Origin of the sequence: Klebsiella michiganensis (assembly GCA_000963575.1) — a bacterium.
Lineage (GTDB): Bacteria > Pseudomonadota > Gammaproteobacteria > Enterobacterales > Enterobacteriaceae > Cedecea > Cedecea michiganensis_A.
The window spans coordinates 4,172,167-4,189,455 of record CP011077.1; the positions used below are offsets into that span (position 1 = coordinate 4,172,167).

A 17,289-nucleotide genomic window follows, 5' to 3' on the forward strand; every position below is an offset into this window, starting at 1 on the left:
GGCGTGGCCGCGCCACGCGAAGGTTGCTTATTGTTCGTAGCGAAAACGGAATTTTTCTTGCTCACTGGCCGCCTTTGCCAGGATCCACTGTCGAAACGCGGCTATTTTACCCAGTTCTGCCTGGCTGTCATGACAAACCAGATAAAAGGCATTTTTACTCACCAGCACATCATTGAACGGGCATACCAGACGGCCCGCTTCGATTTCCGTTTGGGCCATGACGTTATTGGCCAACGCAATCCCCTGCCCGTGAATAGCGGCCTGGAGTACCATTGCGCTGTGGCTGAAGATGGGGCCTTGCTGGACATTAATATGGCTCACGCCAAGCTGGCGAGTATAAGTCTGCCAGTCTCGGCGCGAAGCGTCATGCAATAAAGTGTGCTTTGCCAAATCTTCCGGCGTTTTAATCGGTTTGTCGCCGGTTAATAGCATAGGCGAGCACACCGGCAGCAAATACTCAGCATAAAGTTTCTCAACCCGTAGCCCCGGCCAGTTTCCTCGCCCATAGAATATCGCCACGTCCACGTCGTCGGACAGCTTATCTTCCTGGCGGTCCACCGCCTGAATTCGCACGTCGATGCCCGGATAAGCTGAGTTAAAGCTTGTTAAACGAGGCACCAGCCAGTGAATCGCAAAACTGGGCAATAAACTCACCGTCAGCGCGCCTTTTGCACTGCGCGCCTGCAGCTTGCGGGTGGCTTCCGTCAGCTGGGAAAAAATCTCTTTAATATCCTGATAATAACTCTGTCCCTCTTCCGTCAACAGCAGCGAGCGGTTACGGCGGCGGAACAGCTTCAGGCCAAGAAAATCCTCCAGGGACTTGATCTGGTGGCTTACCGCGGCCTGAGTAACGAACAGTTCCTCAGCCGCTTTAGTAAAACTCAAGTGACGAGCCGCAGCATCAAAAACGCGCAGCGCATTCAGAGGGGGTAATCGCTTAGACATGGGGTTATTTGGCTTAAGTGTTAATAACAGTTAACAAACTGATAGCGTTTGTTTACCTATTAGTTTTTTTTATCTGAGCCATTATAAATTGTCCGTTGAGGATGCACCAGCAAATACCTATAGTGGCGGCACTTCCTGAGTCGGAACGAAAAGTTGTCTGGAATGCGTGTTCTGGAGGGCTTTTGGCTTACGGTTGTGATGTTGTGTTGTTGTGTTTGCAATTGGTCTGACATTTCGGACCACGGTAGCCAGGCTACCCCTTTTCACTTCCTGTACATTTACCCTGTCTGTCCATAGTGATTAATGTAGCACCGCCGAATGCGGTGCTTTTTTTTGCCTGCCGTATTACTTCTTCAGTTCAACCATCTCTTTCACGTCCGAGCGGTTAATCTGCTGCATATTTCCGTTGGCATCTTTGTACTTGATCATCCCGGTTTCGTCATCGGTTTTCGGCTTACCTTCAGAGACGATCGCCCGTCCGTCATTCGTGTGCATGATGTAGTTAGGGCTGGAACAAGCTGCAAGTGCGAAGGTCATCATACAGGCAGAAACAATAGCGATGGATTTGTTCATTATTCTTCTCCTTGTGGATAGCGTTTAATGCTACTTAAGTCTTTTCTACTAACATGCTTAAATATTAGTCCAACAATAATTAGCATAACCTGCTTCTCTGATTCTGCCAGGAGAAGCAGACGATTCCGAGAAAGACGGAAACCTTGTGCCAACGTGAGTTTTGCGCGACGATCTGTGCATTGAACTGAGGATCCCCATGACAGCATTTAATCCCGCCCATTTTCGCGCGCAATTTCCCGCGCTGGCAGATGCAGGCGTCTATCTCGACAGTGCGGCTACGGCGCTAAAACCCCAGGCCGTTATCGACGCCACCCAACAGTTTTACAGCCTGAGCGCCGGGAACGTTCACCGCAGCCAGTTTCCCGAAGCGCAGCGTCTGACGGCGCGCTACGAAGCGGCGCGCGATCTTGTCGCACGTATACTCCGTGCCGAAAGCGGTAAATCAGTGGTCTGGACCCGGGGCACAACGGAAGCCATCAATATGGTTGCCCAGTGCTACGCCCGCCCTCGCCTCAAGGCCGGGGATGAAATCATCGTTAGCGAGGCCGAGCACCACGCTAACTTTGTGCCGTGGCTGATGGTGGCAGAGCAAACCGGTGCGAAAGTGGTGAGACTGCCGCTGAATGATCAGGCTCTGCCCGATCTTAACCAGCTCCCGACATTGCTGAATGAACGCTCGCGTATCCTCGCGCTGGGGCAAATGTCTAACGTCACCGGGGGCTGCCCTGACCTTGCAAAAGCCATCCAGCTTGCCCACGAAGCAGGGGCTATCGTGATGGTCGATGGCGCACAAGGCATTGTTCACTGCCCGCCGGACGTGCAGGCGCTGAATATCGATTTTTACGCCTTCTCGGCCCATAAACTCTATGGCCCAACCGGCATCGGTGCGCTCTATGGTAAGGCTGAGCTCCTTGAGCAGATGTCGCCGTGGCTTGGCGGCGGTAAAATGATTACTCACGTCTCGTTCGACGGTTTTAAAACTCAGCCAGTGCCTTATCGCTTTGAAGCCGGCACGCCAAACGTCGCAGGCGTCATTGGCCTCAGCGCCGCACTGGAGTGGCTTGAAACTGTCGATCTGCAGCAGGCGGAAAACTGGAGCCGTAGCCTGGCCACGCTCGCGGAGTCAGAACTGGCCAGGCGCCCGGGCTTTCGTAGCTTCCGCTGTCAGGATTCCAGCCTGCTGGCCTTTGATTTTGTTGATGTCCACCATAGCGATATGGTCACGCTGCTGGCCGAATCAGGCATTGCGCTGCGAGCAGGCCAGCACTGTGCGCAGCCACTGATGGCCGCGCTAGGCGTCAGCGGTACGCTACGCGCATCCTTTGCCCCTTACAACACACAGCAGGACGTGCACCAACTGCTCGCCGCAGTCGATCGCGCCCTCGATATTCTGGTGGACTGAATGCAGGCTAATCATCCCTTTGGCACAGAGATTAACGCAGAGATGCTGTGCGCTACCTTCGCGGCGCAGCGGCAGTGGGAAGACAAATATCGTCAGTTGATTTTATTGGGCAAGAAGCTCCCCGCTCTGCCGGAAACCTTAAAAACTGAGCGAATTGAAATCAGCGGTTGCGAAAACCGCGTCTGGCTCGGGCACGAACGTCAGCCGGACGGAACGCTGCACTTTTACGGCGACAGCGAAGGGCGAATCGTGCGCGGATTATTGGCGGTGCTGTTGACTGCAGTAGAAGGGAAAACCGCGCCTCAGCTGCTGGAAAAGGATCCTCTCAGCCTTTTTGACGATCTCGGGCTTCGCCATCAGCTGAGCGCTTCCCGGAGCAGCGGGCTCACGGCCCTGGCCGCGGCCGTTCAACAGGCCGCGCGCGAGGATTAATCAGGCGGCAGTTCGCGCCGCCTTCGCCATCATTTTCTTCAGTACGTGGGACACCGCCACAAAACCAAAGCTGGCGGTTACCATTGTCGCCGCACCAAAGCCCGAAGCACAGTCCATCCGTTTTGGGCCTTCAGCGGTACTTTTCATCGCGCAAACCGAACCGTCAGCCTGCGGGTACACCAGCGCTTCCGTGGAAAATACGCAGTCTACACCCAGCTTCCCTTTGCTGTTTTTCACCACGCCAAAATCACTTTTCAGGCGCTCACGCAGCTTTGCCGCCAGCGGATCCTGAATGGTTTTGGCCAGATCGCTGACCTGGATCTGCGTCGGATCGATTTGTCCGCCGGCTCCCCCCGTGGTCACCAGTGGGATCTTATAGCGACGGCAATAGGCTATCAGCGCCGCTTTGGGCCGCACGCTGTCAATGGCGTCAATAACATAGCTAAATCCCTGGCTCAGCAGTTCAGCGGCGTTATCGGCGGTAATAAAATCATCCACCACCGTGACCCGGCACTCCGGGTTGATCTCTTTGATACGCGCGGCCATCACTTCCGTTTTTGCCTGGCCTACGCTGTCTTTCAGGGCATGGATTTGCCGGTTGGTGTTGGTGACGCAAACGTCATCCATGTCGATAAGCGTAATTGCCCCAATCCCGGTCCGTGCCAGCGCCTCAGCCGCCCACGAGCCCACCCCGCCGATGCCAATCACGCAGACGTGAGCTTCAGCAAAAAGCTGTAGCGCCGCCTGGCCATACAGACGAGCGGTGCCGCCAAAGCGTTGCAGCCAGGCATCAGAGAGAACGACAGACATCGGGGAAATCCTCAGAAATAAAAAACGGGCTGATTTTACAGCCCGTTCAGACCGCTGACAAACCTCTGGCAATAGAGGAAATACCCGACGGCTCGTTAAAAAACAGGAAAATCAATTCATTGATTTTCGGCTGATAACCACAAAGAGGGAACAACCACGCTTTTTCCCTCTTTGTCAACAACCTCAACGGGCTGATTATACAGCCCGTTGTTCAGGGTGGAAACGTTGCAGCATTAACCGTTAAAAACGCTGCCCGTGCCCGGTGCCGCTTTCAGCACCCAGACTCGCCCGTAATGGTTGTACCAGCCCGCGCGGTGTCCGGCATCCGGGCCAATGCCCTGATAGATGTCGAAGTGCTGGCCTTTAATCGCGCCACCAACGTCCAGTGCCACCATCACGCGCAGCTCGTATTGGCCGGTGAACTTCCCGTTGTTGTCCAGCAAAGGGACTTCGGTCAGCAGCGTGGTGCCTGCAGGAATGATGGAGCGGTCAGACGCCACGGAAGCCCGCCCAATCAAAGGTACTGCGCTCGCGCCTTTCACCGGCGCATAGCTTGCGGGCTTGAAGAAGACAAAGGAAGGGTTCTGTTCAAGCAGTTCACGCACTTCCGCTTCGCTGTGGGTTTCTCCCCAGTGGCGAATCGCCTGCATCGACATATCTTCTTTCTTCACTTCGCCGCGGTCGATCAGCACCTTACCGATGCTGCGGTAAGCGTGGCCGTTTTTACCGGCATAGCCGAAGAAGGTCAAAGGCTGGCCATCGCCAAAATCAATGTAGCCGCTGCCCTGCACATCCATGATGAAGTTATCCATCAGGGAGTTGCTGTAGGCCAGCACGTAACTGTCACTCAGCCCGCCGCTGTATATTTCCGCCCGGGACGGCAGACGCCCACGTTTTGGCGGCATGCGGTAAATAGGGTACTGGAATTCACCCTGGCGAGTATGGCGAGCCTGAATAACCGGGGTGTAGTAGCCGGTAAACTGCACGTTACCGTAGTTGTCAGCCCCTTCCATTTGCCAGGCATCAAGGCCGAATTGCTTCAACTGGCGGGTATCCCCCCCGGCACGCAGCCACTGCTGCACGGCATTATAAATATCGCTGCCGTTATTATAGAGGCGGGGAGAAGCAGAACGAATCTGGTTAACCTGCTCGGCATAGTCGCCGCCATTGATAGGCGCCCCAACCGCATCAGGCTGATTCACCAGTGAGAAAGGCTGGGAGAACTTCCCGTCTTTATATTGCTGACCGCGATCGGTCGGTTTTGATGAACAGGCGGCCAGCATCGCTAACATGGCCCCCGCCGCTATGTACTTAATCCAACGTCCTTTCATTTACCTTTCGCCCTGCTGGTTGCCTCTGTATGCCTCGCCGAAGATAGCAAACGCGCCGCGAGAATTAAACGTGTTGAACAGCCTGTGCAGCAAAAACGTCTGTTTAGCGCCATTGTGCGGGTAAATTCAACAACCAATGGGAAATTCAGGCATTTCTGCCAAAAAAGGGTTGCAACAAAAAGCGAGCAGAGTATAGTGCGCATCCACGGACGCGGGGTGGAGCAGCCTGGTAGCTCGTCGGGCTCATAACCCGAAGGTCGTCGGTTCAAATCCGGCCCCCGCAACCAACTAAAAAGTCGCTGATTTAACGGCGCAATGATGAATAATCATTAAGAAGTATGACGGACGCGGGGTGGAGCAGCCTGGTAGCTCGTCGGGCTCATAACCCGAAGGTCGTCGGTTCAAATCCGGCCCCCGCAACCAATTAAAAGTCGCTGATTTAACGGCGCAATGATGAAAAATCATTAAAAAGAGTAGTATGACGGACGCGGGGTGGAGCAGCCTGGTAGCTCGTCGGGCTCATAACCCGAAGGTCGTCGGTTCAAATCCGGCCCCCGCAACCAACATTGAGAACACCCTTACGGGTGTTTTTTTGTTTCTGCCGTTTATAAATCTGCCGTTTATAAAAAATAAGGCAGGTTTCCCCCGCCCTTATCAGCTATTTTAGCCCCGTCGTGCCAGCCGTGAACTGTCCGAGAAGTACGCCTTGATCCCCGCCAGAATTGACTCCGCGACCTCCTGCTGGAACTTTGCCGTGCGCAGCTTACGCTCTTCTTCCGGGTTACTCAGGAAAGCGGTTTCCACCAGAATGGACGGAATATCCGGCGCTTTTAGCACCGCAAACCCGGCCTGATCGACGCTGTTCTTATGCAGTTTGTTCACTTTTCCCAGCCGGTTAAGCACCTCTTTACCGAACTTCAGGCTATCGTTGATGGTCAGCGACTGCACCATGTCGAACATCGTGTGGTCGAGGTAGCGATCTCCGCTTTTGCCCACGCCGCCAATTAAATCCGCGGCGTTCTGCGTTTGCGCGAGGTATTTCGCCGCCGTACTGGTAGCCCCTTTCGTGGACAACGCAAAGACTGATGACCCACGCGCGGCGGCGGTAGTAAATGCATCCGCATGAATAGAAACAAACAGGTCGGCTCGCTGCTTTTGCGCCTTGGCAACGCGCACTTTTAGCGGGATAAACACATCTTCATTACGCGTCATGTAAGCTTTCATATTGCCCTCTTTATCGAGCAAGGCCTTCAGCCTGCGCGCAATGCTGAGCACAATATCTTTTTCGCGGGTCTTGTTCGGGCCAATTGCCCCGGGGTCTTCGCCGCCGTGTCCCGGATCAAGCATGATGACAATCGGGCGGTCTCGCCCGGCTTTCCCCGGCTGTGGCCCTTTTTCCGCCGGCATTTTCTTGTCTAACTGGCCGTTGTTGTAATCTTCCAGTAACGCCAGCAGCGGATCTTGTTCGCTATTCATATTGGCGGGATAAAGATCCATCACCAGACGCTCTTTAAATTCGGCGACCGGGGCCAGCGCAAACAAATGCGGGGTTACGTTTTGTTTCAATTCAAAAACCATGCGCACGGTCTTTGGATCGAACTGCCCCACGCGGGCGGACTTGATAAAGGGATCGTCGCCGCGAACCTGGCTACCGATGCCTTTTAGAACTGAATTTAAATGCGCCCCTTCAATATCCACGACAACACGCTCCGGGTTGCTGAGCGCAAACTGGCGGTATTTCAGCTGATGGTTAGATTCCAGCGTCACGCGGGTATAAGACGAGGCCGGCCAGACGCGCACGGCGATCACCTGGCTTGAGGCAGCAAGACCGACCCTGCTGACGCTCAACAACCACATGGCTCCGGCACCCTGAAGTAAACGGCGGCGACTCATTAACGAACTGGAATCTGGCATGGCTCCCCTGAGCGATAATCACTAAATAGACGAATTTATTTTTTGAGCCAAAAACTTTAGCGAAACACGCGGTTACTGTCATCAATAAAAGGGTAAACGTTCAGAAAAGGTCATCAAAAGTCAGGGGGAAGGAATTTTATCCTGGATGAAAATTGGCACTTGCACCTAACGCCATAAAAGAATAAAAATACACAAATTACGAATAATCATGCAATGAGGGTGTGCCGTGGTAAAGGAACGCAGAACTGAACTGGTCCAGGGATTTCGCCATTCTGTTCCCTATATTAATGCCCACCGGGGGAAAACTTTTGTCATCATGCTCGGCGGCGAAGCCATTGAACATGAAAACTTTTCCAGCATTGTCAACGATATCGGCCTGCTTCACAGCCTGGGCATTCGCCTGGTGGTGGTGTACGGAGCACGCCCGCAGATTGACGAAAACCTGGCCGAGCACCACCACGAGCCGGTCTACCACAAACACACGCGCGTCACCGATGCAAAAACTCTCGAACTGGTAAAGCAGGCGGCAGGGCTGCTTCAGCTCGACATCACGGCCCGGCTTTCCATGAGCCTGGGTAATACGCCGCTTCAGGGCGCCCATATCAACGTGGTAAGCGGGAACTTCATCATCGCGCAGCCTTTGGGCGTGGACGACGGCGTGGACTACTGCCACAGCGGGCGCGTCCGCCGTATTGATGAGGAAGCCATTCATCGTCAGCTGGACAGCGGCGCGATTGTGCTGATGGGGCCGGTAGCGGTCTCCGTCACGGGGGAAAGCTTTAACCTCACCTCCGAAGAAGTGGCCACCCAGCTTGCGGTTAAGCTGAAGGCAGAGAAAATGATTGGATTCTGCTCGGCTCAGGGCGTGACCGACGACATGGGGAACGTAATTTCCGAACTTTTCCCGAACGAGGCCCAGCAGCGCATTGAAGCCCTGGAAAGCGCCGGCGACTATCACTCCGGCACCGTACGCTTCCTGCGCGGGGCAGTGAAGGCCTGCCGCAGCGGCGTGCGCCGCAGCCACTTGCTCAGCTATCAGGAAGACGGGGCGCTGCTGCAGGAGCTGTTCTCCCGCGACGGGATCGGCACGCTAATTGTAATGGAAAGCGCCGAGCAGATCCGCCGCGCCACCATCAACGACATCGGCGGTATCCTGGAACTGATCCGCCCGCTGGAACAGCAAGGTATTCTGGTTCGCCGCTCCCGCGAGCAGCTGGAAATGGAGATCGACAAGTTCACGATTATTCAGCGGGATAACCTGACCATCGCCTGCGCCGCGCTCTATCCGTTCCCGGAAGAAAGCATCGGCGAAATGGCCTGTGTCGCGGTCCACCCGGACTACCGCAGCTCGTCCCGGGGGGAGGAGCTGCTTAACCGCATTGCCAACCAGGCGCGGCAAATGGGGCTGAGCAAACTGTTCGTGTTGACCACCCGCAGCATTCACTGGTTCCAGGAGCGGGGCTTCCTGCCGGTGGACGTGGAACTGCTGCCTGCGAGCAAAAAAGAGATGTACAACTACCAGCGCAAATCAAAAGTGCTGATGGCTGACCTCACCTGAAAAAAGGGAAGGCATTTGCCTTCCCCTGTCTTTTATTCTCCAGAAAAAACCGCCATGAGCCCGCTGCGGCGCTCAGTACGCGTGGCTATCGCTTTATTCAAAACGCGTTCATCGGCATACAGCGACAGCTGCTTCCGGGCGCGAGTAATGGCGGTGTACACCAACTCCCGCGTCACCACCGGCACAAACTGATTCGGCAACACCAGCGCGGCGTGGTCAAATTCAGACCCCTGAGATTTATGCACAGTCATGGCGAAGGCGGTATCGTGTGCAGGCAGGCGGCTTGGCTGAACGGATTTTACCGTGCCATCAGGCATCGAAAACCAGACTCGAAGCCCTTCCTCACGCTGCAAAGCAATACCAATATCACCGTTAAACAGGCCAAGGGAGCTGTCATTTCGGGCAATCATCACCGGACGCCCGTTGTACCAGCGGGACAGCGCCTGGGCAGGTCGCTGAATCAAACGCGCCTGTACAAGCGCCTGTTCAATACGTTCATTCAGGCCGCTGACGCCGAAAGGCCCTTCACGTAAGGCACACAGCAACTGATAACGGCCAAAGGCACCAATGATTTCTGCAGGCCCGGCTTTCTGACGCACCAGCTGCAAATACTCGCCGTAGCCGCTGACGACGTCAGCAATCATCGCCGTGTAATCTTCTGGCGCCTGCAGCGGCTGCAGTGAGATGTCCGTAAACCCTTGTCCAAACGCGGCTTTCACCTGCCTGCTGTCGCTGGCATTAACGGCAAATGCCAACTGACCGATGCCGGACTGACTGTCGAACCGGTAGCTCTTACGCAGCAGGCAAAGCCCGTCCCGCAGCGCGATTGCCCGGGTGCTCTCCCCGACGGGCACCTCACAGCCGGTGAGCCGCTTTAATTGCTCCGCCCGCGCCGCTGAATACCCGTCATTCACGTAATGGCAGATGTCGCCAAGCACCGCCCCCGCCTCTACGGAAGCCAGCTGATCTCTGTCTCCGAGGAAGATCACCCTTGCCTGCTCCGGTAAAGCATCAATCAGCCGGGACATCATCGGCAGATCCACCATCGACGCTTCGTCCACCACCAGCACATCCAGATGCAGAGGGTTACCGGCATGGTGGCGCAGGCGCTGGCTGTTCGGCTGCGCGCCTAAAAGACGGTGCAGCGTGGAAGCCTCTTCAGGCAGGCGCTTTTTCTGCTCATCGCTGAGCGGTAGCTGGCGCAGCGCACTTCCCAATGATTCCGTTAGGCGTGCGGCCGCCTTACCCGTGGGTGCCGCAAGCTGAATACGCACGGGCTGACCATCAGAAAGCTGAACTAACGCGGCCAGCAGTTTTGCCACCGTTGTGGTTTTACCGGTCCCAGGCCCACCGGAAATAACCGAGATACGGCGAGTCAGCGCCACAGCCGCCGCCACCTTCTGCCAGTCCGTCTGCGGGCTGGAGCCAAACAGCGCGTCAAGGCTGTCGCGAAGCCGGGCCTCATCCACCACAACAGGCTGATTATGCTCGCCAAAGAAGGCGGCTACCCGCCGTTCATTGCTCCACATGCGGTTGAGGTACAGGCGGTTATCGATCAGTTTCAACGGCGTGGATGCATCGTCCGAACTCACCGAATGAGAAGCCAGCAATGCGCTGTGCCACCCCGAAGCGGGCCCCGCCTCCGCAAAAAGTTGGGCCACCAGCTCAGGGTGTTTACCGCCTAAGGCATATTCCGGCTTTAAGCGCTCAAGCGGCAGGCAGACATGCCCCTCGCCTGATTCGCGGCTAAGCAGCGCCGCGGCCAGCATGACGGCGGGCTGCTTATCGTTAGCTACCATCATGGCAAACTGTGAATCCAGCGGCCTGAGGGCTTTCAGCGCCACCGCCTGGTTGAGTAACTGAGACATACTCACAGTTTGATCTCCTCTGCTGCCCCGGCGAAGAGCGCGTCCATCGCCTCAACCAGCCTGATGTCAGGTCGCGTCGCAAAAATGCCCTGATCTGGTTTACCCTGCTCCACGCCGCGCAGGAAAAGATAAATCACCCCGCCAAAGTGCCGCTGGTAGTCATACCCGGCCATACGGTGGCGCAGGTAGCGATGTAACGCCAGCGTGTAAAGCTGGTACTGCAGGTCGTAGCGATGGGATTGCATTGCTACCGCCATCGCCTCCTGGGTGTAGGCACCACTGTCCTCTCCCAGCCAGTTAGATTTATAGTCCAGCAGGTAGTAGCGCCCCTGCCAGCGGAACACCAGGTCGATAAACCCTTTCAGCATCCCTTTCACCTGACGGAAGTCCAAAGGCGGACAGCCAGCAGACAGCGGGTCATAGCGGCGAATCAACGCGTCCAGCGCCGGCGCCTGTAGCTCATTGCTGATGGGTAAATAAAATTCCAGCTCCACCTGACGCTCCTTCGGTGAAAGCAGATTCAGGGCAACGCCGGTCTCATTGAGCGGTGCCGCAAGCACCTCTGCCAGCCAGCGGCTCACCACCGGCCCCCACTCACTGCCAAACCCATTGCCAAGCAGTTGCTGTTCCGTTTTCTCGCAATCTACCGGCTGAGTAAAATCGACCTCTTCGAAAAGGCTGTGCAAGAAGGTGCCCGGCGAAGCACCGCGTGGGAAAGTATGCGGCGTCAGTGATGGCTCACTTTGCTCCGGAGCTTCCCCTACGGCGTCAACGTCAAGGCGCGGCACGAAATCCAGTACCCGACTACTGCCGTGCTGCTGCAGACCAGAGTAACTGGTCACGCGCCAGTTATCCGAGATTCGACGCTTTAGCTCGCGGGCGGCAAGTTCCGGCAACGCACCGGGCAGCGGCTGCCACGGAGTATCATCCCTGGGAGGTAATGTTTCGACGTCGATGGCCTCACTTTTCATACCATCCAGCGCCTGACTTAGCCCTTCGGCGTCTAGCGCCTCCCCTTTTTGCAGCAAATAGCCCAGCGCGCTGAGATGCAGGTCGCTGTTGCCTTTTTTGGCTCGCCCCCCCCGGAACAACGGCGCAACGCCCAGGCTGCAGTGCCAGACCGAGCGGGTCAGTGCCACATAGAGCAGGCGCAAGTCTTCCGCCAGACGTTCTTCTTCAGCAAGCCCCAGACTTTCCGCGTCGTTGCTTAAATCCAGGAGAGAGGTAAAGGTCGTCCGGTCGTGGTACAGGCCGCTGCTCTGCGGGCGGTAATTAGCCACAAACGGCAGCCAGACCAGGGGATACTCCAGCCCTTTGGATTTGTGAATGGTCACCACCTGCACCAAATGCTTATCACTTTCGAGCCGCAACTGCTGGCTGGAAGCGTTGCTGTCCGGCTCGGCAATACGCTGCGCCAGCCAGCGCACCAGCGCATGTTCGCTCTCCATTTCTGCTGAGGCTTCCTGCAACAGCTCGCTGATATGCAGAATATCCGTCAGCCTGCGCTCTCCGCCCGGCGTGGCCAGCAAGTTTTCAGCTATATTTCTCGCGCCAATCAAGGCTCTTAGCATTGGCATCACGCCACGTCTGAGCCACTGTTCGCGGTAACCGAAAAACTCTTCAACCAGACTATCCCAGGCCAGTTCATCTTTGTTCAGTGACTCAATATCCCGGGCATCCAGCCCTAACATGCCCGTCGCAATGGCGCTGCGCATTGCGGTCTCAATTTCAGGCGTCAGCACTGCCTGTAAAACCCATAGCAGCTCACGCGCCTCAACGGTAGCAAACACCGAATCGCGGTTAGAGAGATACACGGAAGGAATATTAAGCGCGCCCAGCGCATCGCGCACAATGGCTGCTTCCCCGCGGCTACGGACCAGAATCGTCATGTCTGATGCCCTGAGCGACCGGGAGTCATCCCCCTGCCAAAGCAGCGCATCCCCGCGCTGCCCGGCGGTTAGCCAGTCGCGAATTTGCCGGGCACACTGCGTTGCCATCGCCTGTTGGTAATCACTTACACCGACGCCATCGCCCGGCTGAAGCCACATTTTCACCGCTGCCTGGCTTTCACCACGGACGGTAAATCTCAGCCCACCGTTACGGGGCGCTGATTTGACCGGCAGGAATGGGATCTGACGGAATAAGAACGGGTTATCAACCTGCTGGAACAGCGTGTTCACGCCGTGAATCATCGCGGGAGATGAGCGCCAGTTAGTATCCAGCGTGTAGTGGGCGCTAACTTCATGACGTGCTTTCATGTAGGTAAAAATATCGGCCCCGCGGAAAGCATAAATAGCCTGTTTTGGGTCACCAATCAGCAGCAGCGCGGTGCCTTGCTGCTTGATATACAGGCGGTGGAAGATGCGATATTGCTGCGGGTCGGTATCCTGGAATTCATCGATCATCGCCACCGGAAAACGCCCACGGATAGCCGTAGCTAAGGCATCACCACCGGGCTGATGCAGAGACTCATCGAGCCGGCTCAGCATATCGTCAAAGCCCAGCTCACCGCGGCGGCGCTTCTCTTGCTGAACAATATAGCGGATTTCCGCCAACGCCCTGGCTATCACCAGGTCACGCAGCGTCAGCGGCTCTGCGAGCAATGCGTCTATGGCGGTGAACAGACTATGCCGGGGAACCTCGCCTTTCTTGGTTTTCTCTTCAAGCGTGCTTTGCCCAAATCTCGCCAGCGCCTCAGGGAGCTGATAGCTGGTGGTTTCCAGCTGCGCCCACTGGCCAATAATCTCCAGCCAGTTCGGCAAATGTTTACTGCTGTAGCTGCGTTTATCCACGCCAGAATCTGCGATAAGGCTTGCCAGCTCCCCCGCCGCTTCCCGCCACTGGGCTTTTACGCCATCTATGGCAGAAATAATCTTTTCATGACGCGCCAGCAGCGTTTCGTCATCCGCCGGGGGCTGTTTCAACCGGGGCTGTTCGCCCTGAAGCCAGCTATTGATGTCCTTTAAAAGCGCTTCCGGGCCCGACCACTCCTCACTCATCGCTTGAGCTACCGGTCTGGGCAGCGGGTAACAGTGGCGCCGCCAGAAATCAGCACACGCATGGCGGCGCAGCACGGACTCATCTTCAAGAAGCTGCTGCTCAAACAGCATTCCGGACTCAAAAGCATTAAGGCTGAGCATCCGCTGGCAAAAGCCGTGGATCGTGAAGATAGCGGCTTCATCCATCTGCTGTTCGGCTAACAGCAAGGTGCGGGCAGCAAGCTGCTTGTCCGCTATCTGGGCAAGCAGGCTCTGCAGAAGTGGGTTTTTGGTGCGGTTACGAATACAGGCGATGCGCAATTCGTGGATATTCGCCCGAATACGGCCACGCAGTTCTTCGGTGGCAGCTTCGGTGAAAGTCACCACCAACAGTTCTTCAACACCCAGCGGACGGGGGAAAGCATTCTCTCCCCCTAAGCCCAGCAGCAGCCGCAAATAAAGCGCGGCGATGGTAAAGGTCTTACCGGTCCCCGCGGAAGCTTCTATCAACCGTTCGCCGAACAGCGGCAAACTTAAAGGATCAAGGGGCTGCGCGGTTACATCGGTCATTATTTCTCGCTTACTAGTGGTAACGTCTGCTGCAGACTGCGTGCCCCCTCCCAGGTTTTCCACCCTTTCGGAGCCGCATACTCTGCTTTGCCGTTATGGCTGCCGGAAATCTGTGACAGCACCGCCATCCCCTGGGGAGCTATCACCGCCTGATGGAAGAAATCGGCCAGCTTCTGTGGCGTTAATTTCTTAATTTCGGCTATCACTTTATCACGGGAATCAAACGCCATGTTTCGGCGATCGAAATCTTTGCTAAGCTGCGCCGCCTCTTCCGCAAGCGTTTGAGGCGCCTGCTGCATCTGGGCAATCATCCCCTGCTGGATTTGGGCAAATTCGGCGTCGCTCATGCCGCGCAGTTTTTTCTCGATAACCGGGTAAAACGCTTTAAACCGCTCATACAAGTAAGCTGGCTGTTTATCGCTGCTCTGAAGCAGGAAGCCCACTCCCCACTGGCGACCAATGGACATAGGGAAAGCAAACACCGCATAGCCAAGCTGCTCTTGTGTCCGCAACTGATTATAGAACCATGGCTGAATAATTTGCCCCAGCATTGAGCCGTAGGCCGTGCTGGTCGCTTCGTTATAGCCTTTAGGAACATAAACCGCCGCCAGCGCTGAGTCCGTGCTGCTTCCGGCCTTTTCAAACATCGCCAGATGCTGCTTATTAATCAGCACATCGTCATTGCGGCACCATTCGTTACCCTTCGGTGCCAGCTGCGTTTTAACATTTTCTGTCAGCTGTTTTGTCTGCTCCGGAGACATATTGCCAATGACCATAAACTCAGGCCGGGAATTGGTTTTCAGCCGCTCACGATAATCAAGCACGTCCTTAAGCGTCAGCTCAGGCAGCAGCGCCCGGCGGGTACTACGCTCAAAATAAGGCACCTGCGAAACCATCTGCACCGGGGCAATAGCCTGCTCAAAGGCTTTGCCTTTTTCCGCCGAATCCATCATCTGCGCATACCAGGACTTAGCCTGATCCAGCTGTTCTTGCGTTGGGGTGTAGCTAAAATAACCCTTCAACAGCGCTTCAAACAGCTGCGGCAGACGCTGCGTATAGCCGTTGGCGTTAATCATCAGCCCGCTATTCGCGTTAGATGAGAAACTAATGCCCCCAACCGATGCCTGATTGCTCAGTTCATCCAGCGCAATACCGGCCAGATAATCGTTGATGGCAAACAGCACCTGATTCTTCGCGCTGTTCATCACCTGCGGATTACGCAACACAAGAGTCACGTCCGCTTTTGGCTCGTTGCCAAAATAGCGACTCGGCATATACACCACGCGCAGATCCGGCTCGTGGATCAGCAGCTCAGGTTGCTCGTACTGTTTCTCCGGCTTATAAAGCGTGAAGTCATCGGGAATGTAAGGGTTCAGCTGAGGTAGCTCAAGCTTGATAGAGTCTGCCTTCTGCTGCCAGTCAGCAAAGGTCTGGGCAGGGATTTTGTCCACTTCGTAAGGCGCATCAACGAAATAGGCCGTTTTATTGTGCGGCTCCTGTGGGCTGATAAACCATACGCGAGCATTTTGCGGCGTCATCATATCCAGACGCGCTTTAATCGCCTCAGGATCGTACCGATCGGCAATATTCGCGGCATCCAGCGTATGGGTGACCGGGACGCGCAGCATGGTGTCTGCCAACCATTCGATGTAGTCCATATCACGGGTAATGGACGGATAGCGGAAGTCGAGATCCAGTACGTGCGCCAGCTCATCAAAGTAACGTTTATCGATACCTTTGGCGCGCAACCGATCGAGATAGCTGAATATCGCCGCAACCACCTGGTCACGGTTGGCCAGGCCTTTATCGGTCAGGGAGACGGAGATGGCGAAAACACCGCTATTGCCGGCCACCATCGGGTCAGAATCCGCCCGCACGCTCTCCGCAAGCCCCTGCTTTTGCAGCCAATCTGAAAGCGTATCGTGGCTACGGTTGCCGATCAGATAACCAATCAGCTCATCGGTTTTGCTGCGGAATTTATCGCTATTGTTATCAATGCGGAACTCAACGCGAACCACCTTACGCGGCATGACCGGCACATAGTGGATAAAGATACCTTTTTGCGCGTCAGTCACTACCGGCACGTCGATAACCGGCTTTTCGATATTTTTGTTAGGAACCCGGCCGTAAGTTTCGGCGGCAATCTTCGCCAATTCTGGCAAAGGCTTGTTGCTGTAGATAACCGCTTTCATCAGATTTGCGGAGTAGTATTTGTTTCTGAACGCCACCAGCGCGTCGAGCAGCTTACTGCCGGGCTTATCGCGCAGGGTTTCAAGGTTGCCGCCGGAGAAACGTGCCGCTGGGTGCGCAGGGTTTATTGTTTCTGCGCTAACCTGCGCCATACGCATCCCGTCACGCGCGCGAGCCATCGTCAGTTCGGCGTTTACCGCGTTACGTTCACGCTCGGCATATTGTGCCGCAAGATTAGGTTCAGCAATGGCGTCGGCCAGGCGGTCTACGGCTCCATCGAGCGCATCGTTTTCCACTTCAAGATAAAATGCGGTTCGGTAGGTGGCGGTACTGGCGTTGTGGCTGCCGCCATGCTTTTTGAGGAATTCAGACAGGCTATCCGGATCCGGGTATTTTTTGGAGCCCATCAGCGTCATGTGTTCGAGGAAATGCGCAAGCCCAAGATGAGCGTCTGGATCTTCCAGCGAGCCAACAGGCACCACCAGCGCTGACAGCGACTTCACCGCCTGAGGATCGGAAACCAGCAGCACGGTCATCCCGTTATCTAAACGAATAGCCTGATACTGACGAGGATCTTTTTCACTTTTACGGATGGTGTCCTGAATCGGTTGCCATCCGCTATCTGCCTGACTGAAGGGTGCCCAAAGAGCAACGAACAAGAAAAGCGCGGTAAACCAGGTGCTGCATTTAGGCATTCACAAACCTCGTCTTCACTAAC

At 55.7% G+C, this 17,289-nt stretch carries 11 protein-coding genes and 3 tRNA genes; 6 read left to right on the plus strand and 8 right to left on the minus strand.

Annotated elements, in window-relative coordinates; genetic code table 11:
* Window positions 1-27: 27 nt before the first annotated feature.
* Window positions 28-945 carry a transcriptional regulator gene (locus tag VW41_19250; GenBank protein ID AJZ90996.1) on the minus strand — a complete coding sequence of 306 codons (918 nt, stop codon included), beginning with the start codon at window positions 943-945 and terminating at the stop codon, window positions 28-30.
* Between the two features lie 345 nt (window positions 946-1,290).
* The gene (locus VW41_19255; GenBank protein ID AJZ90997.1) at window positions 1,291-1,518 is read right to left on the minus strand and encodes a hypothetical protein; all 228 of its coding nucleotides are present in this window, start codon (window positions 1,516-1,518) and stop codon (window positions 1,291-1,293) included.
* A gap of 196 nt (window positions 1,519-1,714) precedes the next feature.
* Here VW41_19255 and VW41_19260 point away from each other — a divergent pair, with 196 nt between their 5' ends.
* Together VW41_19260 and VW41_19265 are read left to right on the plus strand one after the other, a co-directional pair.
* Window positions 1,715-2,920 (plus strand): cysteine sulfinate desulfinase, encoded by a 1,206-nt coding sequence (locus VW41_19260; GenBank protein ID AJZ90998.1) that lies wholly within the window; start codon window positions 1,715-1,717, stop codon window positions 2,918-2,920.
* A complete protein-coding gene (locus tag VW41_19265) occupies window positions 2,921-3,352 on the plus strand; it encodes a Fe-S metabolism protein SufE (GenBank protein ID AJZ90999.1) in 432 nt (143 codons plus the stop codon).
* On the opposite strand, the gene VW41_19270 is transcribed toward VW41_19265, so the two are convergent.
* Both VW41_19270 and mltA read right to left on the minus strand, forming a co-directional pair.
* Complete coding sequence (locus tag VW41_19270; protein ID AJZ91000.1) at window positions 3,353-4,162, minus strand: sulfur acceptor protein CsdL; 810 nt, start codon at window positions 4,160-4,162, stop codon at window positions 3,353-3,355.
* Window positions 4,163-4,395: 233 nt separating this feature from the next.
* Window positions 4,396-5,493, minus strand: coding sequence for a murein transglycosylase (gene mltA, locus VW41_19275; GenBank protein ID AJZ91001.1), 1,098 nt, complete (start codon window positions 5,491-5,493; stop codon window positions 4,396-4,398).
* 210 nt (window positions 5,494-5,703) lie between these two features.
* Here mltA and VW41_19280 point away from each other — a divergent pair.
* The 3 genes from VW41_19280 (at window position 5,704) to VW41_19290 (ending at window position 6,056) form a co-directional block, all read left to right on the plus strand.
* Window positions 5,704-5,780, plus strand: a tRNA-Met gene (locus VW41_19280).
* A gap of 59 nt (window positions 5,781-5,839) precedes the next feature.
* Window positions 5,840-5,916, plus strand: a tRNA-Met gene (locus VW41_19285).
* A gap of 63 nt (window positions 5,917-5,979) precedes the next feature.
* Window positions 5,980-6,056 (plus strand) — tRNA-Met (locus tag VW41_19290).
* Between the two features lie 100 nt (window positions 6,057-6,156).
* Here VW41_19290 and amiC read toward each other — a convergent pair.
* Complete coding sequence (amiC, locus tag VW41_19295) at window positions 6,157-7,407, minus strand: N-acetylmuramoyl-L-alanine amidase (protein ID AJZ91002.1); 1,251 nt, start codon at window positions 7,405-7,407, stop codon at window positions 6,157-6,159.
* A 226-nt stretch (window positions 7,408-7,633) separates the two neighbouring features.
* On the opposite strand from amiC, the gene VW41_19300 reads away from it, so the two are divergent.
* Entirely contained in the window at window positions 7,634-8,965 is a 1,332-nt protein-coding gene (locus VW41_19300; protein ID AJZ91003.1) for an N-acetylglutamate synthase, read from the plus strand.
* Between the two features lie 32 nt (window positions 8,966-8,997).
* Here the strand turns inward: VW41_19300 and recD are convergent, their stop codons facing one another.
* From recD to VW41_19315, 3 genes are read right to left on the minus strand one after another with little or no spacing between them, the layout of a single operon-like run.
* On the minus strand, window positions 8,998-10,839 hold the full coding sequence (gene recD / locus VW41_19305; protein ID AJZ91004.1) for an exonuclease V subunit alpha: 1,842 nt from the start codon (window positions 10,837-10,839) through the stop codon (window positions 8,998-9,000).
* Window positions 10,836-14,381, minus strand: a complete 3,546-nt coding sequence (gene recB, locus VW41_19310) for an exonuclease V subunit beta (GenBank protein ID AJZ91005.1) — start codon at window positions 14,379-14,381, stop codon at window positions 10,836-10,838. The genes recD and recB overlap by 4 nt, the downstream gene beginning before the upstream one ends.
* Entirely contained in the window at window positions 14,381-17,266 is a 2,886-nt protein-coding gene (locus VW41_19315; GenBank protein ID AJZ91006.1) for a protease, read from the minus strand. The genes recB and VW41_19315 overlap by 1 nt, the downstream gene beginning before the upstream one ends.
* Between the last annotated feature and the right edge of the window lie 23 nt (window positions 17,267-17,289).

What these genes read in the sequence shown, in the direction of transcription:
- VW41_19250 (AJZ90996.1), bottom strand. Translation starts at nt 945, where the DNA reads ATGTCTAAGCGATTACCCCCTCTGAATGCGCTGCGCGTTTTTGATGCT.
- VW41_19255 (AJZ90997.1), bottom strand. Translation starts at nt 1,518, where the DNA reads ATGAACAAATCCATCGCTATTGTTTCTGCCTGTATGATGACCTTCGCA.
- VW41_19260 (AJZ90998.1), top strand. Translation starts at nt 1,715, where the DNA reads ATGACAGCATTTAATCCCGCCCATTTTCGCGCGCAATTTCCCGCGCTG.
- VW41_19265 (AJZ90999.1), top strand. Translation starts at nt 2,921, where the DNA reads ATGCAGGCTAATCATCCCTTTGGCACAGAGATTAACGCAGAGATGCTG.
- VW41_19270 (AJZ91000.1), bottom strand. Translation starts at nt 4,162, where the DNA reads ATGTCTGTCGTTCTCTCTGATGCCTGGCTGCAACGCTTTGGCGGCACC.
- mltA (AJZ91001.1), bottom strand. Translation starts at nt 5,493, where the DNA reads ATGAAAGGACGTTGGATTAAGTACATAGCGGCGGGGGCCATGTTAGCG.
- amiC (AJZ91002.1), bottom strand. Translation starts at nt 7,407, where the DNA reads ATGCCAGATTCCAGTTCGTTAATGAGTCGCCGCCGTTTACTTCAGGGT.
- recB (AJZ91005.1), bottom strand. Translation starts at nt 14,381, where the DNA reads ATGACCGATGTAACCGCGCAGCCCCTTGATCCTTTAAGTTTGCCGCTG.
- VW41_19315 (AJZ91006.1), bottom strand. Translation starts at nt 17,266, where the DNA reads ATGCCTAAATGCAGCACCTGGTTTACCGCGCTTTTCTTGTTCGTTGCT.